Genomic DNA, 21,364 nt, shown 5'->3' with positions numbered 1-21,364 from the left:
GGAGCTGGAGCAAGGTGTGTGCCAGAAGAAAAGTTCAATATTAATCAATAACTTGTACGATCAACCGCAACGGATTGGGGAGGATCCCCCAGCAGGTTCCCCCGAATCGGGGGACGGAATCCCGTGGGGGCAAAGGCTGCTCCACAAGCGCGCGCTGGCCTCACACAAGGTAAAAACGCACGGTACCCTTGCACAATTGTCGATTGTGCAAGGCAAATTCGCATGCCAGGATCCTGCGATCCTCCAGCGAACTCCAGACTTCACTTGGAAAATCAATAACAAAGCAGGGAGAACGCAATGACTGCACACGCTCATACCCCGGCAGCAACAGACCATGTACTGGCCGAGGTCCGCAACCAGATCGGCCACCTGACCCTGAACCGCCCAGCCGGTCTCAATGCCCTGACCCTGGACATGGTGCGCAGCCTGCGTCAGCACCTGGACCAGTGGGCCGACAATCCGCAGGTACGCGCCGTGGTCCTGCGCGGCGAAGGCCCCAAGGGGTTCTGTGCCGGTGGCGATATCCGCTCGCTGTACGACAGCTTCAAGGCCGGCGACACGCTGCATGAAACCTTTTTCGTCGAAGAGTACGCCCTCGACCTGGTCATCCACCGCTACCGCAAGCCGATACTGGTGGTGATGGACGGCTTCACCCTCGGTGGCGGCATGGGCCTTGCCCAGGGCTGCGACCTGCGCGTGGTCACCGAGCGCAGCCGGCTGGGCATGCCCGAGGTCGGCATCGGCTACTTCCCGGACGTGGGCGGCAGCTACTTCCTCTCGCGCCTCCCAGGCGAGCTGGGCATCTACCTGGGTGTCAGCGGTGCCCAGATCCAGGCGGCCGACGCCTTGTATTGCGGCCTGGCCGACTGGTACCTGGCCAGCGACCAGCTCGCCGCCCTCGACCAGGGCCTCGACCAGCTCGACTTCAGCGACCACCCGCTCAAGGACCTGCAAAACCTGCTGGCCAGGCTCGGTACCCAGGTACTGGATGATGCGCCACTGGAAAAGCTGCGCCCGGCCATCGACCACTTCTTCGCCCTGCCCGACCTGCCAGCCATCGTCGAGCAACTGCGTGCGGTGAGCATTGGCGACAGCCACGCCTGGGCGGTGGCCACCGCCGATCAGCTGGAAACCCGCTCGCCTCTGGCCATGGCGGTTACGCTGGAGATGCTGCGCCGAGGGCGCGAGCTGGGCATTGACGACTGCTTTGCCATGGAACTGCACCTGGACCGCCAGTGGTTCCAGCACGGCGACATCATCGAAGGCGTGCGTGCCCTGATCATCGACAAGGACAAGCAGCCCCGCTGGAACCCGCCGACCCTGGCCGCGCTGCAAAGCCAGCGGGTCGAACAATTCTTCGAAGGCCTGTGAGCCCGGGAGTACACAGATGCAAGACCTCGAACTGAGCGAAGAACAGATCATGATCCGCGACATGGCCCGGGACTTTGCCCGCGGCGAAATCGCACCCCATGCCCAGGCCTGGGAAAAGGCCGGCTGGATCGATGATGGCGTGGTGCGCAAGATGGGCGAACTGGGCCTGTTGGGCATGGTGGTGCCCGAGGACTTCGGCGGCAGCTACACCGACTATGTCGCCTATGCCCTGGCCGTGGAAGAGATCTCCGCCGGCTGCGGCGCCACCGGGGCGATGATGAGCATCCACAACTCGGTAGGTTGCGGCCCGCTGCTGGCCTACGGTACCGCCGAACAGCAACAGCAGTGGCTGCCTCGCCTGGCCAGCGGCGAGGTGATTGGCTGCTTCTGCCTGACCGAGCCCCAGGCCGGCTCCGAGGCGCACAACCTGCGCACCCGCGCCGAGCTGGTGGATGGCCAGTGGGTCATCAACGGTGCCAAGCAGTTCGTCAGCAACGCCCGCCGTGCCGGCCTGGCGATCGTCTTCGCAGTGACCGACCCGGAGCTGGGCAAGAAAGGCCTGTCGGCGTTCCTGGTGCCCACCGACAACCCTGGGTTCAAGGTTGACCGCAGCGAACACAAGATGGGCATTCGCGCCTCCGATACCTGCGCGGTCACCTTCGACAACTGCCGCATTCCTGCCGCCAATATCCTCGGTGAGCGTGGCAAGGGCCTGGCCATTGCCCTGTCCAACCTCGAAGGCGGCCGTATCGGCATTGCCGCCCAGGCCTTGGGCATCGCCCGCGCCGCATTCGAAGCGGCGCTGGTCTACTCGCGTGACCGCATACAGTTTGGCAAGCCGATCAACGAACACCAGAGCATTGCCAACCTGCTGGCCGACATGCAGGTGCAGGTGAACGCCGCACGTTTGCTGATCCTGCATGCCGCCCGCCTGCGCAGTGCCGGCAAGCCGTGCCTGTCGGAAGCGTCACAGGCCAAGCTGTTCGCTTCGGAAATGGCCGAGCGGGTGTGCTCGATGGCAATCCAGGTGCATGGTGGGTACGGTTATCTGGAAGATTACCCGGTGGAGCGCTATTACCGGGATGCGCGGATTACCCAGATCTATGAAGGGTCGAGCGAGATCCAGCGGATGCTGATTGCGCGGGAATTGAAAAACTATCCGCTGTAACGCAAAGGCAACGCGGTTTTTGGGGGAGCGGGCGACGCGGTGGAGGGCACCGGCTTTGCCGGTGTTCGCGGGCGCGCCCGCTCCCACAGGAATGTCACCGCGGCAAACTTCTCGCCTCAGCGCCAATACCGCGCATCATCCACCACCCTGGCATGCCCCTCGAACAGCGCCGGCAGTTGCTCCTTGAGGTAGTCGATCCAGGTGCGCACCTTGGCGTCCAGGTAATGGCGTGACGGATACATCGCATACAGCGCACTCTCCCGCAGCCGATACGGTGCCAATAACCGGCACAAGCGTCCCTGCCCGATCGCCTCGCTGGCGGTGTAGAACGGCAGCAGGCCAATGCCCATGCCCAGCTCGCTGGCCACCAGCATGGCGTCGGCGACGTTGGTAGAGAAACTGTCGTTTGGCGCGATCACGCACTGGTCAACCCCTTGCGGGAACACCCAGTCGCCTTCGTACATCGGGTAAGCCATGCGCAGGCAGCGATGGCCGTGCAAGTCTTCGGGGCGCTCCGGTACACCGTGGGTGTCCAGGTAGCCGGGGGCCGCGCAGGGGATGCTGAAAATATTGCCCAGCGGCACAGCGATCAGTTGCGAATCCGGCAGCGCACCGTCCACGGTGATCACCACGTCATGCCCTTCGGCCAGCGGGTCGGGGTTGCGCTGCGACAGCGTCAGCTCGATCACCACTTCCGGGTAAAGCATGTTGTAGCCGGCCACCAGCGGCATCAGCAACAGCCCCATGCCGTGCGGGCAGTGCAAACGCAGATGGCCGCGAGGCGTAAGGTGCGCCCCTCGCGCCTCGCCCACGGCTTCTTCGGTCAGCAGCATGATCTGCCGCGCACGCTCCAGAAACCGCTCACCCGCCTCGCTCATGCGCAGGCGCCGGGTGGTGCGGTGCAGCAGGCGGGTCTGCAGCTGGTTCTCCAGCTCGGCGACGATGCGCGAAACCTGCGCTGCAGAAATATCCAGAGCATTGGCAGCTGCAGCGAAGCTGCCACATTCCACCACCCGGGTGAAGGTACGCATGGCATGCAGCATGTCCATGAAGGGGTGCTCCTTGTTTTATTCCTGCATTAAAGGAAGGAATCTATCACGGTTTAGCCCATTTATTGTGGATGACCAATGAATAGATCATTAGCCATCCATTAAAAAAGGAGCCTGTCATGAAACGCTCGATCGCCGTCCTTGCCATTACCGCTGCCTTCGCCTCGTTCGGTGCTTTTGCCGATGCAGGCAATAACCAGCCAGTCAGCAGCCAATATGAATACGGCATGCCGCTGGACGTGGCCAAGGTCATCTCCATCACGCCAGCCAGCAACGCCGCTGACTGCCAAGTGGGCACCGCGCACATGGTGTACGTCGACCATCAGGGCCAGAAGCGCGAAATCGACTACCGGGAAATGGGCAACTGCTCGCAGCAGTGAGTCAGGCCAGCACCTGGGTGATCCAGCCCACTTGCTGATTGAAATCGTCGATCTTCGCCTGAGGCACCGCATCGCGGGCCCGCTGGAAATTGGCCAGGGTCTGCTGCTTCTGCCGCAGCATGCGCCGCCACTTGACTACAAACGCCTCGCTTTTTTCCTGCATCAACACGGGGCCGAAGTACAGCTGTTCAGCGCTATACACCCCCCTGCCCGGCTCGGCGACGATGATTTCGTAGTCGAAGCGGTTCTCCCGCAGCAGCTCTTCGCTGACGATCTGGTAGCCATTGCCCGCCAGCCACTGGCGCAGTTCGCGCTCACCGCCATTGGGTTGCAGGACCAGGCGCGTGACGCCGCCAAGGCGCTGCTTGCCGGCCTCGAGGATTTCGCACATGGTGTCCCCGCCCATCCCGCAGATGCTCACCACCGAGATACGGTCTTGCGGCTCGACCGCTGTCAGCCCATCGGCCAAGCGCACGGTTACCTGCTCTTGCAGGCCGTTTCTGCGCACATTGCGCTGGGCCGAGGCGAACGGCGTCTGTGCCACTTCACCCGCTACAGCGGCCTCGAGTACGCCACGCAGCATCAAGGCCACCGGCAGGTAGCCGTGGTCCGAGCCAATGTCGGCCAGGCGCGCCCCCTGCGGTACATGGGCGGCCACGCGCTCCAGGCGCCTGGACAAAGTCTGTTCGTTCAACGTAAACCTCTGGTTTTGCAATCGCCCGCGATTCTGACGGCGAACGCCGCGCATTTCAAACGCCGAGGCACCCTCGACCGGGCTGGTGTGCTCGCGTAGGCTTGCCGTTTTCCTTCCGTTGCAAGGCAGACACACCATGGCACATGCAGACATCATCTACACCCCGGACCCGGACGCCGAGTCGATTTCCTCGGACGTTGCCGAGTACAACGGCGTGCTGGTCACCACGCAAATCCCGACCCACGCCGATGGCAGCCTGGAACTGGGCGGCATCGTCGAGCAGAGCGAATGCACCCTGCAGGCGCTGAAAGTGGCCCTGGAAAAGGCCGGTAGCGGTATGGACCGCGTGCTGCACCTGACCATCTACCTGACCGACATGGCCGACCGCGCAGCGTTCAACGAGGTGTACCAGCGCTTCTTCAGCAAGCCCTGGCCGGTGCGTGCGGCGGTGGGTGTGGCTTCACTGGCCTTTGAAGGCATGCGTGTGGAAGTGACGGCGATGGCTGCCAAGCGCTGAGCTGCGCTTGTGGGGGTGCGCAGCGCCCCGACATCGCTGATTGGTCGCAAAATCGCCGGGGCCGCTCTGCGGCCCTTTCGCGACGCTAGGCCGCTCCCACAGTTGCGCGTACCCGCAGCCAATCCCGCACCTCTCGGCACCCCAATGATGCCGCCAGCCCGTTTCACCGCTACAATGCCCGCCTAAACCGTGACAGCCCGAAAATATAACGACATGTCCCTTCCAAAGAATCACCTGGAACTGCTCAGCCCTGCCCGTGACGTGGCCATCGCCCGTGAAGCGATCCTGCACGGCGCTGACGCCATCTATATCGGCGGCCCGAGCTTCGGCGCGCGCCATAACGCCTGCAACGAAGTCAGCGATATCGCCGAGCTGGTCGAGTTCGCCCATCGCTACCATGCACGCGTGTTCACCACCATCAACACCATCCTGCACGACAACGAGCTGGAACCGGCGCGCAAGCTGATTCACCAGCTGTACGATGCCGGCGTTGACGCGCTGATCGTGCAGGACCTTGGGGTGATGGAGCTGGACATCCCGCCAATCGAGCTGCATGCCAGCACCCAGACCGACATCCGCACCCTGGAACGGGCCAAGTTCCTCGACCAGGCCGGGTTCTCGCAACTGGTACTGGCGCGGGAGCTGAACCTGCAGCAAATCCGCGCCATCGCCGCCGAAACCGATGCCGCCATCGAGTTCTTCATCCACGGCGCGCTGTGCGTGGCGTTCTCTGGCCAATGCAACATTTCCCATGCGCAGACCGGCCGCAGCGCCAACCGTGGTGATTGCTCGCAAGCCTGCCGCCTGCCCTACACGCTGAAAGATGACCAGGGCCGCGTGGTTGCGTTCGAGAAACACCTGCTGTCGATGAAGGACAACAACCAGACCGCCAACCTGGCTGACCTGGTCGATGCCGGCGTGCGCTCGTTCAAGATCGAGGGCCGCTACAAGGACATGGGCTATGTGAAGAACATCACCGCCCATTACCGCAAAGAGCTCGATGCCATCCTTGAAGACCGCCCTCAGTACGCCCGCGCGTCCAGTGGCCGTACCCAACACTTCTTCCTGCCCGACCCGGATAAAACCTTCCACCGCGGCAGCACCGACTACTTCGTGACCGACCGCAAGGTCGATATCGGCGCCTTCGACTCGCCAACCTTCACCGGCCTGCCGGTGGGCGTAGTGGAAAAGGTCGGCAAGCGTGACATGCAAGTGGTCACCGACGTACCGCTGACCAACGGCGACGGCCTCAATGTGCTGGTCAAGCGCGAAGTGGTGGGCTTCCGCGCCAACATCGCCGAACCGCGTGGCGAATTCGAAGAAGACGGCCAGAAGCGCTACCGCTATCGCGTCGAGCCCAACGAAATGCCCGAAGGCCTGCACAAGCTGCGGCCCAACCACCCGCTGTCGCGCAACCTCGACCACAACTGGCAACAGGCCCTGCAACGCACCTCCTCCGAACGCCGGGTCGGCGTGGAGTGGCACGCGGTCCTGCGCGAGCAGCGCTTGATGCTTACCCTCAGCAGTGAAGAAGGCGTGAGCGTGCAGGTGGCCCTGGACGGCCCATTCGGCGTAGCCAACAAGCCGCAGCAGGCACTGGAGCAGTTGCACGACCTGCTCGGCCAGCTGGGCACCACCCTGTACCACGCCGACCGTATCGAACTGGATGCCCCACAGGCGTACTTCATTCCCAACTCGCAGCTCAAGGCCCTGCGCCGCGAAGCCATCGAGGCACTGACTGCAGCACGCGTGCAGGCGCATCCGCGTGGCGGGCGCAAGGCCGAGACCACGCCACCGCCGGTGTACCCCGAGTCGCACCTGTCGTTCCTGGCCAACGTATACAACCAGAAGGCCCGCGACTTCTACCACCGCCACGGTGTGCAACTGATCGATGCGGCCTATGAAGCGCATGAAGAACACGGCGAAGTGCCGGTGATGATCACCAAGCACTGCCTGCGCTTCTCCTTCAACCTGTGCCCCAAGCAGGCCAAGGGCGTGACCGGCGTGCGTACCAAGGTGGCACCGATGCAGCTGATTCAGGGTGACGAAGTACTGACCCTGAAGTTTGACTGCAAGCCGTGCGAGATGCATGTGATCGGCAAGATGAAGAGCCACATCATCGACCTGCCGACCCCGGGCAGCGCGGTGGCCCAGGTGGTGGGGCATATCAGCCCCGAAGACTTGCTCAAGACCATCCCACGCGGACCGCACTGAGTTCGCCGGGCAGGGCCTCTTGGCCGCTAAACCGATGTGTGTCCACCCCGATCAGGTGTAATCGATGGACTCGCCCCCGCCGAGGCATCACAGTGCCACGGTGGTGTTCGAAGAAGCCAACGGCAGCGAGGGCGAGACCATGAAAAAGCATAGTTCGAAACACGATTCCCTGTCTTCCACTGATGTGGAGCTTTGCACAACCATCTGCGTAGACCTGGCCAAACAGGTCTTCCAATTAGCAGGCGAGGACGCTACTGGTCGGGTGATCTACGAAGATCGCATCAAATCCCGCCAAGCGTTCCACGATTTCCTGCTCAGGCTGCCAACGACCGTGGCCGTCTTGATGGAGTGCGGTCCAGGTGCGCAAGCCTGGGCCAGGCTGCTGCAGGCCAAAGGTAATCCGGTTCGCATCCTGCCGGCGCAACGTGTCGCCGAACATCGCAGCGGTGCAAAGAACGATCGTAACGACTGCTATGCCATTTTGCGTGCCGGTCGCGATACGAGCATCGCTTCGATACCGATCAAGAGCACCACAGCACTGGCTATTCAAGCGCTGCACCGTATCCGGCGCGGTAACATCAAGCGACATACCGCGCTGGGTAATCAGATCCGTGGTTTGCTACTTGAGCATGGCGTATCCATGCCCCAGGGCGATGCCGCGATCAATAAGCATGTGCCTCAGGCGCTTGAGGATGCTTCCTTGCCTCTACCCGACCTGTTGCGCGAGTTGCTCGATGAGTTGCTGATGGACTGGTTGTCTCTAGGTGAACGCATAACGGCGCTGAGCCGCCGGCTCGAAGCGACCGCCCAAGAGGATAAAGTCGCTCAGCGGCTGATCACCATTCGCGGCGTCGGCCCTATCATTGCCACGGCGATCGTGGCGAAACAGACCGACCCCAGCCGCTTCGCCAGTGGCCGAATGTATTCCGCCTTCTTCGGTATCGTGCCCGATCAGCACAGCAGCGGAAACAAAATCAGATTGGGCAAGATGAGCAAGCGCGGTGACGGCTACATACGCAGCCTGATGATCCAGGGCGCGCATTCCGTCTTGAGCCAGCTAAGGCCTGATTCCGATCAGCCAGATGATCGCCGCCTCTTGCGCTGGCTATCCCGCCTTGGGCGCAAGGAGGCGGCGATCAGGCTGGCTAATCGAAATCTGCGGATTATCTGGGCCCTGTTACAGAGCGATCAGGTTTACCAACGCAAACCGAACGAAAAACCGGAGGCGGCTATGAGCCTCTGACCAACCGGGTAATGCCACCGGGGCGCTAGGCGCTCCAACCCCTGCTAGTGAACATTGACCCTAGGTAAGACCGTCGCAGACCGATGCCTCCGCTCCTACAGGCCTGATAGTGGCCTCAATGTAAACGGCACACTGCGAGCTCACCACGATGTTGGCCAGAAGCAAAAAGCTTCCTCGAATAGGCCTGATACATAGATGCAACCGGGTTCCTATGGTAAGCGTCCGGCGAACTCACCTTCCGAACTCCAGCATTAAGGGCGATGGTGTCCGCGTATTTTTAAGCGGACGCGATCACCCTTATCGCCAGGATTTCTATGCGCCAACGAAGCTCTTATCCGAAACCGTTCAAAGCCCAGGTCGTTCAGGAATGCCTGCAACCTGGCGCAACCGTGTCCAGTGTCGCCATCAACCACGGCATCAATGCCAACGTCATCCGCAAATGGCTGCCGCTCTATCGAGATCAGCCCGCAGCGGCTTCACTACCAGCTTTCGTCCCGCTAAAAGCCGCACCTAAACGGCCAGTCGAAGCGTCAGTGATCATCGAGTTGCCCGTGGCCGGGCAAGTGATCACGGTGAAATGGCCAGCCTCGGATCCCGAGGGTTGTGCGCAATTTATTCGGGCTTTCGCTCAATGATCCGCATCGATGCCATCTGGCTGGCCACCGAGCCGATGGACATGCGCGCTGGCACCGAGACAGCATTGGCCCGGGTGATTGCGGTGTTTGGTGCGGCGAAGCCGCACTGCGCTTATCTGTTTGCCAATCGCCGGGCTAACCGAATGAAAGTACTGGTGCACGACGGCGTGGGCGTCTGGCTTGCCGCGCGGCGCCTGAATCAAGGCAAGTTTCACTGGCCCGGCATTCGTCATGGCTGTGAGGTCGAACTCGACAGCGAGCAACTCCAGGCGTTGGTACTGGGTTTGCCGTGGCAGCGAGTCGGCGCGGGTGGCGTGATCAGCATGCTGTAATCGCCGGCCATTTGACCGGTCTGCTTGTCGTCGCATCGCGCCTGGTCTGGCACAATCGGCGGCATGACTTTCTCGCCCAATCTCGACCAGATGACCCCGGAACAGCTTCGTGCCTTGGCGGCACAGGCGTTGCAGTTGCAGTCTCAGGTCGAGGCGATGAGCAAAAAGATCCAGAACGATGAAATCCTCATCGAGCAGTTCAAGTTCGAAATCGCCCTGCTCAAACGCCACAAGTTTGCCAAGCGCAGCGAGCAAATCAGCCCGGCGCAAGGCAGCTTGCTGGACGACCTGCTCGATACAGACCTTGAAGCTATCGAGGCCGAGCTGAAACAGCTTCTTCCCGCTTCGTCACAGGCCGAGCCACGGCAATCGCCCAAACGTGCACCATTGCCGCCGCAGTTTCCGCGTACCGTGATTCGTCACGAACCCGAAAACACCCAATGCGCCTGTGGCTGCCAACTTCAACGCATCGGCGAAGACGTCAGCGAGAAGCTGGATTACACGCCAGGGGTATTCACGGTCGAGCATCATGTGCGTGGCAAATGGGCCTGCCGTCAGTGCGAAACACTGATCCAGGCGCCGGTACCGGCGCAGGTTATCGACAAAGGTGTCCCGACCGCAGGCTTGCTGGCCCATGTGATGGTGGCCAAGTTTGCCGATCACTTGCCGCTGTACCGGCAGGAGAAAATCTTTGGCCGCGCCGGGCTGGCGATTGCTCGCTCGACCTTGGCCCAGTGGGTCGGACAAACCGGTGTGCGACTCCAGCCACTGGTCGATGCACTACGTGAAGCGGTGCTGAACCAGGGCGTGATTCACGCTGATGAAACCCCGGTGCAAATGCTTGCGCCGGGCGAGAAGAAAACCCACCGGGCCTATGTCTGGGCCTACAGCACGACGCCGTTTTCGGCGCTCAGCGCGGTGGTTTATGACTTCAGCCCAAGCCGTGCTGGCGAACATGCGCGCAACTTCCTGGGCGACTGGAACGGTAAGTTGGTCTGCGATGACTTCGCTGGCTACAAAGCCGGTTTTGAGCAAGGCATCACTGAAATCGGCTGCATGGCCCACGCCCGTCGCAAGTTCTTTGATCTGCACGTAGCGAATAAAAGCCAGCTGGCTGAACAGGCCCTGCACTCGATCAGCGGTTTGTACGAGGTCGAACGCCAAGCGCGGGACATGAGTGATGAAGATCGTTGGCGAATACGTCAGGAAATGGCGGTGCCAATCCTCAAAACACTGCATGACTGGATGTTGGCCCAGCGCGACTTGGTGCCCAACGGATCAGCCACGGCTAAAGCCCTCGATTACAGCCTGAAACGCTGGGTAGCGCTGACGCGCTACCTGGACGATGGGGCTGTGCCCATCGACAACAACCAGGTCGAGAACCAGATACGGCCCTGGGCACTCGGGCGCTCGAACTGGCTGTTTGCCGGGTCGCTACGCAGTGGTAAACGGGCCGCTGCAATCATGAGCCTGATCCAGTCGGCGCGTATGAATGGGCATGATCCGTATGCCTATCTCAAAGATGTGCTAACTCGGTTGCCAACACAGCGGGCCAGTGAGATCGGGCAGCTGCTGCCACATCAGTGGGTGCCTGCCTAACTTACGCAAGGTGAGTTGGGCGGACGCTTACTTCCTATGTTCAAAAAAGCAGCTAGACAGTGTGGGCGAGTCCATACATAGGAGCGGGTTTACCCGCGAATACGGTAGCCGCGACAATGGTGAACGGCAGGTGGACATTGGCTAGTAGGCCCGGCTCTTTCGCGGGTAAACCCGCTTGTATGGTAGGACTTGAAGGGAGGAGGAGGGCCATAACTCGCTTCTGACTGTTCGCGCAGTACAGACCGTAGGAGAAATCACCCCTCCTCCTTTCAACACCCAAGCGCCGATAAGGAATGCCTCGCGAGCAAGCGACAATAGAAGCAAGCCTGCGCCAGGGTGTGCCCTTCAAGTCACACTACGCTACAAGGAGCAGCTATTCATGGCAATGTCCGCAATCCCAATCGAAGCTGGCGTGGACACCTCCAAAGATGAACTGGTGATTCAAGCCGCTCCGAATACCAAATCCTTCGCCATCCCTAACACTCCGAAAGCAATCAAAGCCTGGCTCAAGACGCTGCCCAAAGGCTCAGCGCTGGCCATCGAAGCGACCAGTACCTATCACATGGAAATGGCGGAGCAAGCCCATGCTGCGGGCTTCGCGGTATACGTTATCGATGGGCTGAGGCTGAGTAAGTACCGGGAAAGTGTTGCTATACGGGCAAAAACAGATGCCCATGATGCCGCTTTGCTCGCCCGCTTCCTGAGCAACGAGCGGGGCTCTTTGAAGGCTTGGACTCCGCCACCAGCCGGGCATCGTGAGATCCAGGTGCTGCTGCGCCGCCGCGCCAAACTTGTAGCAGTGCGCGGCATGCTGCGGATGAGCTTGTCGGGCGACAAATTGTTTGCCTCAGAACTCAAACGTGTTGAGGAAGTGCTCGAACGCATAGAGCTTTCGCTGGAAAAACAGCTGCGTGCGGTGATCAAGAAGGCGGGGCTTTCCGATCAGATGCGCCGTGTTCAGAGGCTTCCGGGTGTTGGTTTCTTAACGGCTGCCGGCCTGGTGATGTCCTTCATGCGCGGCGAGTTCAAGAACAGCGACGCCTTTGTCGCTTATCTAGGCATGGATGTAACGGTTTCCCAATCCGGTAAATGGGCAGGCAGAGGGAAGTTGAGCAAGCGCGGAGACTCGGAGGTCCGTAGACTCCTGTACAACGCCTCGATGAGCGGCAGTCGAACCGCGACCTGGAAGCAGTATTACGCCCATCACCAAGCCCGGGGGAAGAAAACCACTCAAGCCTTGGTGATCCTTGCACGTCGCTTGGCTCGGCTGGCCTTCGGCCTGATGAGGCATCAGGCCGACTGGAAGCCCGAGATATATACCGGAGGTGCCAAGCCGGCCAGCTGAGGCTGGGGCTGCAACGCAGCCCGCCCAAACTGACGGGCAGTATCCAATGCTGGGGAGAAATTCTCTGGCACGCTGACTCGTACCTCGAGGTTGCTGAGAGAGGCCGATGGCGTTTTTACTGAAAATTTGCCTCCGGCCATAGAATCTCCTACAGGGGCTTGTGGTTTCCCTTTGAGAGCGCCGCTCAGCGTATCTGGTGCTTGTGCAACAACCGATAGAACGTCGGCCGTGAAATGCCCAGCACCTTGGCTGCCACGCTCAGGTTGTCGCTGTGCCGGTTGAGCACATCGCACAGTGCCTGGCGCTCGGCGCGCTGCTTGTATTCTTCCAGCGTGCCCAGCGGTTGTTGTTCCGGGTCGAGCAGCTGCAACCCCAGGTCTTGCGCCTCGATCTGCCGCCCTTCAGCCAACACCAACCCCCGGCGCACGCGGTTGGCCAGTTCGCGCACATTGCCCGGCCAGTCATGCCGCCCCATCGCCGCCAGGGCATGGTCGCTGAACGACCGTGGCCGACGCCCGGTCTCCACGCTGTAGAAATGGGCAAAATGGTTGGCCAGCATCGACAGGTCACCATGCCGGTCGCGCAACGGCGCGGTCACCACCTGCAAGACGTTCAGGCGGTAATACAGGTCTTCGCGGAAACGCCCTTGCTCGATGGCCCGCTCAAGGTCCACATGGGTGGCCGCCAGCACCCGTACATCCACCGGTATGGGCTGGCTGCCACCCACCCGCTCGATGTGCTTCTCCTGCAAGAAACGCAGCAAGTTGGCCTGCAATTCCAACGGCAGGTCGCCGATTTCATCAAGAAACAATGTGCCGCCATCGGCCGCTTCGATACGCCCGGTCTTGCGCTGGTGAGCACCGGTAAAGGCGCCCTTCTCATGGCCGAACAGTTCGGACTGGATCAAGTGCTCGGGGATCGCCCCGCAGTTGATCGCGATGAACGGCTGCTCGCTGCGTTGCGACTGGCGGTGCAAGGTGCGCGCCACCAGCTCTTTGCCGGTGCCGCTCTCCCCGCGGATCAGCACAGGCGATTCGGTGGGTGCCAGTTTACCCAGCAACTTGCGCAACTCGCGGATAGGCCGGCTTTCGCCGAGCAACTCATGGGTTGCCTCATCGACCTTGACGGCCCCCTTGCCGCGCAAGCGCGCCATGCCGAAGGCCCGGCCCAGGGTTACCTGCACGCGGGAGACGTCGAACGGCAGGGTATGGAAGTCGAAAAACCACTCACACACAAAATCACCGAACGCCGGCATGCGCAACTGATCGGCGCTGAGCACGGCAATCCATTCGGTGTTGCTGCGCTTGATCATGTCCTTGACCGCGTCCGGGTGCCTCAGGTGCGAAGCCTGCAAGCGCAATAGCCCGACATCGCACGTGTGGTCCAGCGCAGCCCCGAGCATACAGCTGTCCACATCCCAGCCTGCGTTGCGCAGGCCAGGTAACAAGCGGTGGCAATCGTCGCAGGGGTCGACGATAAGCAAACGGCGTTGAGCGGCAGGCTGCTGCATGACCGATCCTTGGCGCCAGTTTTTGGTTTTTTGAAGTAAAACAGCAAGTTGTGGCGCCCGTTTAACAGTAGCAACGAAGTTGACGGTTCCCAGTACCGTCTGTCTGCCGAATCATTTTTTTACAAACCGCCACGGGAATTTTCGCACTTTATCGACATCACATGGCGGCGCAGGCAAGAACAGCGTCGACCCTGAAAAAAATTTACAGCCAATGTGTGACTTACCCACGAACAACGAGCATCAGTAGACATAACCCCGCGCTGCACTTCGCGATCAATGAGGCGACTTTGAAGCAACGCGGACTTCACTTCGATGTTTGGGACCATAGAGAGACCGAACCATGAATGCCCCGCTCCGTGTCAACGAAGCACTGCTGATTGCCGACCACGCCTTCGAACCTTTCCAGTGCGTAGCCTGGGATGCACCCAACGGTACTGGTGAACTGAGCCTGGCAGTGATCGACCGGACCAGCACCCGCATCGGCGCCAAGCAAGTGTCGTCGCGCATCTACTCCGACCCGGCCCAGTGGGCCAGCCTGATCGAAGAAGTGCGCGCCGAATTGTGTGAAAAGGGCTACGACCTGCAACCGTGGTCGATGCCGAAGTAATATCGGCCAGCACAACAAGTGCGTGCATGGTCACGCACTTGTACAACTTCTCTGTTGCTGTTGTGGCAACTTTCCCAATTGCGACAAAGTGTCGCAACCTGCCAGTTCAATCCATCACCCTGAATTGTTGCAAGTGCTGGTAATCAGCCTGCAATTGTTCTGCCAGACGCTGCGCGCGTCCCAGGCGCACGGGCGCCAGTTCCATATCGACCAACAACGTGGCGCACGGCATCGGCTGCACGGTATTGCTGTGCTGCAGGCGACCGTCGGTGAACACCAGGCAACGCAAGGCCTCTTGCGGATGGGCTCGCTGCCGCGCCTGTAGCCAGTGCCGCGCCTGTTCCAGTGCGGCGATCAGCGGCGTGCCCCCACCTGCTCCCAAGGCCTGCAGCCAGGGTTGCAAGGCAGCGGATGCCTTCAGCCCGTGGCGCTGCCACTGTGGTGTGCGCCCGCTGGCAGTCAGCAGGGCCAGGCGGGCGCGTTGTCGATAGGCTTGGTCGAACAACGCCGCCAGCAGCCCTTTGGTCTGCGCCAGCGCCTGATGGCGCCGGGTTGAAGCCGAGGCATCGACGATCACCAGCCACAACTCAGCAGGCCTGCCTTGGCGCTGCTGCCAGCACAGGTCCTGTCGCTGGCGTGGCCGTCCTTTGAGCAAGGTCGGCAGCCAGGCTACCCGGCCGGCCGCCGCATTTCGCACGAGGCCACGGCGGGTACCGTTCTGCTTGCCTATGCCCGCTCTGGCATCCGCCCCTTTGGCTGGTGGCTGGGGGATGCTCAGGGCTTTTTTGCCCAGTTCGGCACCTCGCGGCGGGCGCCGCTGGCTACCGGCTGTGCCGGTAATGCCCCCCAGTCGCCCTGCCCGCCCCGCTCACCCGGGTTGCCGGCGCCAGGCTGCTGGTCAGGCGGCTGTGGCGCCGACGGCGGGCTGGCCTGGGGCGTCATACGGCGGCGATGGCGCAGGGCGAATTCGGCCACCGCCTCGACATCCACTTCTTCGATAGCTGCAGCCCCACGCCAGGCACAGTGGGCGCGCGCAGCGCGCAGCCACACCAGGTCGGCGCGCAGGCCGTCCACGCCGGCGGCGTAGCAGCGCTCGGTAATCCAGGCAAGCGCCTGGTCATCCAGGGCAATGTCGGCCAAGGCCTGGCGCGCCGCGTGGCAGCGCTCGCGCAGTTGCGCCTGGGCCTGGGCCCAGTGTGCGCAGAACGCCTGAGGGTCATTGTCGAAGGCCAGACGGCGGCGAATGATCTGCTGCCGGGCCTCGGGCTCCGGCAAGCCCTCCAGCGCCACGTTCAAGCCGAAACGGTCGAGCAACTGCGGGCGCAGTTCGCCCTCTTCCGGGTTCATGGTGCCGATCAGTACGAAGCGGGCGCTGTGCCGGTGCGAGATACCGTCACGCTCGATGCGGTTTGTGCCGCTGGCAGCCACGTCAAGCAACAGATCGACCAAGGTGTCGGGCAGCAGGTTGACCTCATCGACATACAGCACACCGCCGTCGGCCTGGGCCAGCACGCCCGGGGAAAACTGCGCCTTGCCCTGCCCCAGCGCGGCATCCAGGTCGAGGGTGCCGACCAGCCGCTCTTCACTGGCGCCCAATGGCAAGGTGACGAACGGGCCTTCGCCAAGCAGGTCGGCCAGGCCACGGGCCAGGGTGCTCTTGGCCATGCCACGCGGCCCTTCGATCAACACACCACCGATCCTGGGGTCGATAGCGGTCAGGCACAGCGCCAGCTTGAGGTCGTCTGCACCGACCACGGCCGCCAGCGGAAATTGTACGGGTTCACTCATTTCAAGCCTGTTCCTCGCCATCGAGCAGTTGGTCCTCAAGGGCTTCGCGGTAGTCGCCCGGCGCCTGCCACAAGCCGCGCTGCTGGGCCTCCAGCAGGCGCTCGGTGAGGTCGCGCAGGGCCTCGGGGTTGTGCTCGCGCATGAAATCGCGGGTCGCCGGGTCGAGCACATAGGCATCGGCCAGCCCCTGGTAATGATGGTCGTCGATCAGGTGCGTGGTGGCGTCGAAGGCGAACAGGTTGTCGACTGTCGCAGCCATCTCGAAGGCACCCTTGTAGCCGTGACGCTTGACCCCGTCGATCCACTTGGGGTTGAGCGCACGGGCACGGATCACCCGGTTCAGCTCTTCCTTGAGGGTACGGATGCGCGGTCGGTCGGCCTGGCTGTGGTCGCCATGGTAGCTGGCCACCACCGCCCCGGACAGGGTTTCCGAGGCCGCCAGCATGCCGCCCTGGAACTGGTAGTAATCGTTGGAATCGAGCAGGTCGTGCTCGTGGTTGTCCTGGTTCTGCAGCACCGCCTGCACCTTGGCCAGGCGCTGGGCGAACTGGGTGCGGGCCGGGGTGCCGTCGTCGCTGCCGCCGTAGGCATAGCCGCCGTGGTTGAGGTAGACCTCTGCCAGGTCGTCGCGGCTGTGCCACAAACGCCCGTCGATGGCGTTCTGCACCCCGGCACCGTAAGCGCCCGGTTTGGCACCGAACACCCGCCAGCCAGCCTGGCGTGCGGCCTGCTCGGCATCCACGCCTTGAGCCTGCAGCGCGGCCCGCTCGCTGCGCACACGGGCGGCCAGGGGGTTGAGGTCGTCCGGCTCGTCCAGCGCGGCCACGGCCTGCACGGCGGCGTCGAACAGGCGGATCAGGTTACCGAAGGCATCGCGGAAGAAGCCGGAAACGCGCAAGGTCACGTCCACCCTGGGGCGGTCGAGCAGGCTCAACGGCAAGATTTCGAAGTCGTCGACGCGCTGGCTGCCGGTGGCCCAGACAGGCCGCACGCCCATCAGCGCCATGGCCTGCGCGATGTCGTCGCCGCCGGTGCGCATGGTCGCCGTGCCCCACACCGACAGGCCGAGCTGACGCAAATGATCGCCGTGGTCCTGCAGATGGCGCTCGAGGATCAGGCTGGCCGAGGCGAAGCCCAGGCGCCAGGCTGTGGTGGTGGGCAGGTTGCGCACATCCACGGTATAGAAGTTGCGGCCAGTGGGCAGCACATCGAGGCGCCCTCGGCTAGGCGCACCACTGGGGCCGGCGGGCACGAAGCGCCCGGCCAGTGCCGCCAGCAGGCCATGCATTTCCGCCGTGCCGCAGGCGTCCAGGCTGGGTGCGACCGCTTCACGCAGGGCCTGCACTACAGCGTGCACCGGTTGCCACTCACTCAGGTCGGGTAACTGTGCCGTGCCCTCCAATGCCTGCCCGATCACCTGCAGTGCCAGCAGCTCAAGGCGCTCGCGGGTGTCGCCACAGGTGCGCCAAGGTTCATTGCTCATGGCCTGCAGCTGTTCAGGGCGTATGCCCTGCCACGGCTGCCCAAGGTCGCAGTCGAGCGGGTCCCAGCCCGGCACCAGTGCTTTGGCCAAAGCCCGCAGCAGGCTGGCATTACCCCCACGACCGTCGCCACGCTCGACCCGCAACAACGCCAGCAGCGTATCCAGGCGTAGCCGCCCTTCAGGTGACTGACCAAACACGTGCAGGCCATCGCGAATTTGCGACTCCTTCAGGTCGCACAGGTAGGTATCCAGACGTGGCAGCCATAGTGCCGCATCGTCCAGTTGCCCTTCCAGTTGCAATTCACGGTCGATGTGGTTGGCCTTGACCAGCTCGAGGATGTCACGCTGCAACTCGCGGGCACGTCGAGGGTCGAGCAACTGCGCTTCATAGAACTCGTCGGCCAGTTGTTCCAGGTGGCGCAGCGGGCCATAGGTTTCGGCACGGGTCAGCGGCGGCATCAGGTGGTCAATGATCACCGCCTGGGTGCGGCGCTTGGCCTGGGCACCCTCGCCCGGGTCGTTGACGATGAACGGGTAGATGTTCGGCAGCGGACCCAGCAGCGCGTCCGGCCAGCACTGCGCCGACAGCCCGACGCCTTTGCCGGGCAGCCATTCGAGGTTGCCATGCTTGCCGACGTGGATCACCGCATCGGCGGCAAATGCGTGACGCAACCAGAAGTGAAATGCCAGGTAGCCGTGCGGCGGCACCAGGTCAGGGTCGTGATACACCGCGCTGGGGTCCACCTGGTAGCCCCGCGCCGGCTGGATACCGACGAAGGTCAAGCCAAAGCGCAGGCCGGCAACCATCAGCCGGCCGCTGCGGAACATCGGATCCTGTTCGGGCGGCCCCCAGCGTTCCAGCACTGCCTGGCGGTTGGCCTGCGGCAGGCGCTCGAAGGCCACCTGGTAATCGGACAGGCTCAGGCTCTGGGCACAGGGGCGCTGGTCGAGGTGGTCGAGGTCGTTGGTCACCCCACCGAGCAGCTGATGGATCAGTTGCGTACCGCTGCCCGGCAATTCGGCCAGCGGGTAGCCTTCGGCCTGCAGCGCCTTGAGGATGTTGAGTGCGGCGGCGGGCGTGTCCAGGCCGACGCCATTGCCAATGCGGCCGTCGCGAGTCGGGTAGTTGGCCAGCACCAGGGCCACACGCTTCTGGGCATTGGGCAGGCGGGCCAGCTCGACCCAGCGGCGGGCCAGCTCGGCGACAAAGTCCATGCGCTCGGGGTGGGCGCGGTAGCAGACAACGTCGGACTGGCTGCGCTCGCTGCGCCAGGCCATGTCCTTGAAGCTGACCGGGCGCGTGATAATGCGCCCGTCCAGCTCCGGCAATGCAATGTGCATGGCCAGGTCGCGCGCGCCCAGGCCCTGCTCGCTGGCTTCCCAGCCAGGCTGGTTGTCCTGCGCACAGATGGCCTGCAGCACCGGGATGTCGCGGCGAAACGGGCGCAGGTTGGGGCGCTCGGGGCTGGACAAGGCGAAACCGGTGGTATTGACCAGCACTTCGGCGCCGACCTCGTCCAGCCAGGCTTCGACCTGTTCCAGGCAGGCGCTTTCCTTGAGGCTGGCCACGGCGATCGGCAACGGGTTCAGGCCGGCAGCCTGCAGGCGCTGGCAGAACACGTCGATGAAGGCGGTATTGGCCGCTTGCAGGTGCGAACGGTAGAACAGCAGCGGTGCCACTGGCTGCTCGGGGTGCCAGTGTGGGTACCAGTCCTCGAGTGTCGCGCTGCCCTTGGCGGGGTGATAGACCGCCGTGCGCGGCAAAGGCTGCGGCTCGTCCCAGGCATAGTCGCGGCCCAGCCATTGGCTGGCCAGGCAGTTGAACAGGTTGATGGCGTTGGCCTTGCCGCCCTGGCGCAGGTAATGCCAAAGCCGCTCGGCCTGCTCACCGCGGACGTTGCCCAGGCTGGTCAGCTCCGGGTCCGGGCGGTCATCGCCCGGCACCAGAATCAGCTGCACGCCACGGGCGGCCAGCTCGACCAGTTGTTCGACGCCGTAGCGCCAGTAGCCAACGCCACCGTGCAGCGACACCAGGATGACCTTGGCGTGGCGCAGCACCTGGTCGACATACAGGTCGACCGAGGCATGGTTCTGCACCTGCATCGGGTTGGCCAGGCGCAAGCTGGGAAAGTCTTCGGGCAATTGCTCTGCGGTGTCGGCGAGCAAGGCCAGGTGTGAATCGCCGCTGCAGAGAATCACCAGCTCGGCGGGTGTCTGGCCGAGGTCGGCAATGCTGTCATCCGGTACGAAACCACCGGGCTGAGTCCGCAGCAGGTGCATGGGTCAGGCGCCCAGCGCCTGGCGCAGGCGCGCCTCCAGCTGGGCAGCATCGAGGTCCTGGCCGATCAGCACCAGGCGGGTGATGCGCGGCTCGTCGGCGCGCCAGGCGCGGTCGAAGTGCTTGTCGAAACGGGTGCCCACGCCTTGTACCAGCAGCCGCATCGGCTTGCCCGGGATGGCGGCGAAGCCTTTGGCGCGCAGGATACCGAACTCCACCACCAACTGGGTCAATGCATCGAGCAGCAGGCTTTCGTCGGCTTCAGGCAGGTCGATGGAGATGGAGTCGAAAGCGTCGTGGTCATGATCGTCATGATCGTCGCCATCGTGGTGCGAATCGTGGTGGGTTCGGCGGCCATCGATATGCGCCTCGGACTCGGCACCCACGCCCAGCAGCACCTCCAGTGGCAGCTTGCCGCTGCTGGCCTCGATCACTTTCACCGCCGGCGGCAGTTCTTCGGCCACCTCGGCACGCACCTTGGCCAGGCCTTCGGCGTCGATCAGGTCGGCCTTGTTCAACACCACCAGGTCGGCGCTGGCCAGCTGGTCAGCGAACAGCTCGTGCAGGGGCGATTCATGGTCCAGGTTAGGGTCGAGCTTGCGCTGGGCATCGACCTGGTCCGGGTAGGCGGCAAAGGTGCCAGCGGCCACGGCCGGGCTGTCGACCACGGTAATGACCGCATCGACGGTGCAGGCGTTGCGGATTTCCGGCCACTGGAACGCTTGTACCAATGGCTTGGGCAGGGCCAGGCCGCTGGTTTCGATGAGGATGTGGTCGAGGTCGCCACGGCGGGCTACCAGCTCGCGCATCACCGGGAAGAATTCTTCCTGCACGGTGCAGCACAGGCAGCCGTTGGCCAGCTCGTACACACGGCCGCTGGCTTCTTCCTCGGTGCAACCGATGCTGCACTGCTTGAGGATTTCGCCATCGATGCCCAGTTCGCCGAATTCGTTGACGATGACCGCAATGCGGCGCCCCTGAGCGTTGTCGAGCATGTGGCGCAGCAAGGTGGTCTTGCCCGAGCCGAGGAAGCCGGTGACGATGGTGACGGGGAGCTTGGCCAGTGTTTTCATGTCGCATTGCCCTTGGCAGTGTGGCGCGGGCATGCAGGACGACAGCCGCGGGCCAGGCCGGCCGGGCTTGTTCGCCAC

At 62.9% G+C, this 21,364-nt stretch carries 18 protein-coding genes; 11 read left to right on the top strand and 7 right to left on the bottom strand.

Annotated elements, in window-relative coordinates:
* Positions 1–297 precede the first annotated feature (297 nt).
* Positions 298–1,371, top strand: coding sequence for an enoyl-CoA hydratase/isomerase family protein (locus LU682_RS12560; RefSeq protein ID WP_010954354.1), 1,074 nt, complete (start codon positions 298–300; stop codon positions 1,369–1,371).
* A gap of 16 nt (positions 1,372–1,387) precedes the next feature.
* Positions 1,388–2,539 carry an acyl-CoA dehydrogenase family protein gene (locus LU682_RS12555; protein ID WP_010954355.1) on the top strand — a complete coding sequence of 384 codons (1,152 nt, stop codon included), beginning with the start codon at positions 1,388–1,390 and terminating at the stop codon, positions 2,537–2,539.
* Between the two features lie 116 nt (positions 2,540–2,655).
* Here LU682_RS12555 and LU682_RS12550 read toward each other — a convergent pair whose 3' ends face one another.
* Complete coding sequence (locus tag LU682_RS12550; protein ID WP_010954356.1) at positions 2,656–3,588, bottom strand: LysR family transcriptional regulator; 933 nt, start codon at positions 3,586–3,588, stop codon at positions 2,656–2,658.
* A gap of 119 nt (positions 3,589–3,707) precedes the next feature.
* Between LU682_RS12550 and LU682_RS12545 the strand changes: the two genes are divergently transcribed.
* A complete protein-coding gene (locus LU682_RS12545) occupies positions 3,708–3,968 on the top strand; it encodes a DUF2790 domain-containing protein (RefSeq protein WP_010954357.1) in 261 nt (86 codons plus the stop codon).
* Position 3,969: 1 nt separating this feature from the next.
* Here LU682_RS12545 and LU682_RS12540 read toward each other — a convergent pair whose 3' ends face one another.
* Positions 3,970–4,662, bottom strand: coding sequence for a tRNA (adenine(22)-N(1))-methyltransferase (locus tag LU682_RS12540; protein WP_010954358.1), 693 nt, complete (start codon positions 4,660–4,662; stop codon positions 3,970–3,972).
* A 136-nt stretch (positions 4,663–4,798) separates the two neighbouring features.
* Between LU682_RS12540 and LU682_RS12535 the strand changes: the two genes are divergently transcribed.
* The 7 genes from LU682_RS12535 (at position 4,799) to LU682_RS12505 (ending at position 12,547) form a co-directional block, all read left to right on the top strand.
* Positions 4,799–5,179, top strand: coding sequence for a RidA family protein (locus LU682_RS12535; RefSeq protein WP_004577524.1), 381 nt, complete (start codon positions 4,799–4,801; stop codon positions 5,177–5,179).
* Positions 5,180–5,392: 213 nt separating this feature from the next.
* A complete protein-coding gene (locus LU682_RS12530; protein ID WP_004577525.1) occupies positions 5,393–7,393 on the top strand; it encodes a peptidase U32 family protein in 2,001 nt (666 codons plus the stop codon).
* A gap of 184 nt (positions 7,394–7,577) precedes the next feature.
* The gene (locus LU682_RS12525) at positions 7,578–8,636 is read left to right on the top strand and encodes an IS110-like element ISPpu11 family transposase (RefSeq protein WP_010951689.1); all 1,059 of its coding nucleotides are present in this window, start codon (positions 7,578–7,580) and stop codon (positions 8,634–8,636) included.
* A gap of 314 nt (positions 8,637–8,950) precedes the next feature.
* A complete protein-coding gene (gene tnpA, locus LU682_RS12520) occupies positions 8,951–9,271 on the top strand; it encodes an IS66-like element accessory protein TnpA (RefSeq protein WP_010954361.1) in 321 nt (106 codons plus the stop codon).
* A complete protein-coding gene (gene tnpB, locus LU682_RS12515) occupies positions 9,268–9,603 on the top strand; it encodes an IS66 family insertion sequence element accessory protein TnpB (protein WP_004575513.1) in 336 nt (111 codons plus the stop codon). The genes tnpA and tnpB overlap by 4 nt, the downstream gene beginning before the upstream one ends.
* A gap of 63 nt (positions 9,604–9,666) precedes the next feature.
* Entirely contained in the window at positions 9,667–11,202 is a 1,536-nt protein-coding gene (gene tnpC, locus LU682_RS12510; protein WP_232885777.1) for an IS66 family transposase, read from the top strand.
* A 379-nt stretch (positions 11,203–11,581) separates the two neighbouring features.
* Positions 11,582–12,547 (top strand): IS110-like element ISPpu10 family transposase, encoded by a 966-nt coding sequence (locus tag LU682_RS12505; RefSeq protein ID WP_010951808.1) that lies wholly within the window; start codon positions 11,582–11,584, stop codon positions 12,545–12,547.
* 184 nt (positions 12,548–12,731) lie between these two features.
* Here the strand turns inward: LU682_RS12505 and LU682_RS12500 are convergent, their stop codons facing one another.
* Positions 12,732–14,057 carry a sigma-54 dependent transcriptional regulator gene (locus LU682_RS12500; protein ID WP_010954363.1) on the bottom strand — a complete coding sequence of 442 codons (1,326 nt, stop codon included), beginning with the start codon at positions 14,055–14,057 and terminating at the stop codon, positions 12,732–12,734.
* A gap of 340 nt (positions 14,058–14,397) precedes the next feature.
* Between LU682_RS12500 and LU682_RS12495 the strand changes: the two genes are divergently transcribed.
* The gene (locus LU682_RS12495; RefSeq protein ID WP_003247923.1) at positions 14,398–14,664 is read left to right on the top strand and encodes a hypothetical protein; all 267 of its coding nucleotides are present in this window, start codon (positions 14,398–14,400) and stop codon (positions 14,662–14,664) included.
* A 106-nt stretch (positions 14,665–14,770) separates the two neighbouring features.
* Here the strand turns inward: LU682_RS12495 and LU682_RS12490 are convergent, their stop codons facing one another.
* The 4 genes from LU682_RS12490 to cobW form a co-directional block, all read right to left on the bottom strand.
* Positions 14,771–15,361 (bottom strand): vWA domain-containing protein, encoded by a 591-nt coding sequence (locus LU682_RS12490; RefSeq protein WP_010954364.1) that lies wholly within the window; start codon positions 15,359–15,361, stop codon positions 14,771–14,773.
* Positions 15,362–15,438: 77 nt separating this feature from the next.
* Complete coding sequence (locus LU682_RS12485; RefSeq protein WP_010954365.1) at positions 15,439–16,452, bottom strand: magnesium chelatase ATPase subunit I; 1,014 nt, start codon at positions 16,450–16,452, stop codon at positions 15,439–15,441.
* A gap of 1 nt (position 16,453) precedes the next feature.
* Positions 16,454–20,215, bottom strand: a complete 3,762-nt coding sequence (cobN, locus tag LU682_RS12480) for a cobaltochelatase subunit CobN (protein ID WP_060489766.1) — start codon at positions 20,213–20,215, stop codon at positions 16,454–16,456.
* Between the two features lie 3 nt (positions 20,216–20,218).
* Positions 20,219–21,286 carry a cobalamin biosynthesis protein CobW gene (gene cobW, locus LU682_RS12475; protein ID WP_003247913.1) on the bottom strand — a complete coding sequence of 356 codons (1,068 nt, stop codon included), beginning with the start codon at positions 21,284–21,286 and terminating at the stop codon, positions 20,219–20,221.
* Positions 21,287–21,364: the final 78 nt, after the last annotated feature.

Origin of the sequence: Pseudomonas alloputida (genome assembly GCF_021283545.2) — a bacterium.
Taxonomy (GTDB): Bacteria; Pseudomonadota; Gammaproteobacteria; order Pseudomonadales; family Pseudomonadaceae; genus Aquipseudomonas; species Aquipseudomonas alloputida.
This window is presented reverse-complemented; position numbering and strand designations above follow the sequence as displayed.

Coding starts and splice junctions, on each gene's coding strand:
- LU682_RS12495 (WP_003247923.1), top strand. CDS start 14,398: ATGAATGCCCCGCTCCGTGTCAACGAAGCACTGCTGATTGCCGACCAC.
- cobW (WP_003247913.1), bottom strand. CDS start 21,286: ATGAAAACACTGGCCAAGCTCCCCGTCACCATCGTCACCGGCTTCCTC.
- LU682_RS12545 (WP_010954357.1), top strand. CDS start 3,708: ATGAAACGCTCGATCGCCGTCCTTGCCATTACCGCTGCCTTCGCCTCG.
- LU682_RS12485 (WP_010954365.1), bottom strand. CDS start 16,452: ATGAGTGAACCCGTACAATTTCCGCTGGCGGCCGTGGTCGGTGCAGAC.
- LU682_RS12560 (WP_010954354.1), top strand. CDS start 298: ATGACTGCACACGCTCATACCCCGGCAGCAACAGACCATGTACTGGCC.
- LU682_RS12530 (WP_004577525.1), top strand. CDS start 5,393: ATGTCCCTTCCAAAGAATCACCTGGAACTGCTCAGCCCTGCCCGTGAC.
- LU682_RS12550 (WP_010954356.1), bottom strand. CDS start 3,588: ATGGACATGCTGCATGCCATGCGTACCTTCACCCGGGTGGTGGAATGT.
- tnpB (WP_004575513.1), top strand. CDS start 9,268: ATGATCCGCATCGATGCCATCTGGCTGGCCACCGAGCCGATGGACATG.
- tnpC (WP_232885777.1), top strand. CDS start 9,667: ATGACTTTCTCGCCCAATCTCGACCAGATGACCCCGGAACAGCTTCGT.
- tnpA (WP_010954361.1), top strand. CDS start 8,951: ATGCGCCAACGAAGCTCTTATCCGAAACCGTTCAAAGCCCAGGTCGTT.
- LU682_RS12505 (WP_010951808.1), top strand. CDS start 11,582: ATGGCAATGTCCGCAATCCCAATCGAAGCTGGCGTGGACACCTCCAAA.
- LU682_RS12500 (WP_010954363.1), bottom strand. CDS start 14,057: ATGCAGCAGCCTGCCGCTCAACGCCGTTTGCTTATCGTCGACCCCTGC.
- LU682_RS12535 (WP_004577524.1), top strand. CDS start 4,799: ATGGCACATGCAGACATCATCTACACCCCGGACCCGGACGCCGAGTCG.
- cobN (WP_060489766.1), bottom strand. CDS start 20,215: ATGCACCTGCTGCGGACTCAGCCCGGTGGTTTCGTACCGGATGACAGC.
- LU682_RS12555 (WP_010954355.1), top strand. CDS start 1,388: ATGCAAGACCTCGAACTGAGCGAAGAACAGATCATGATCCGCGACATG.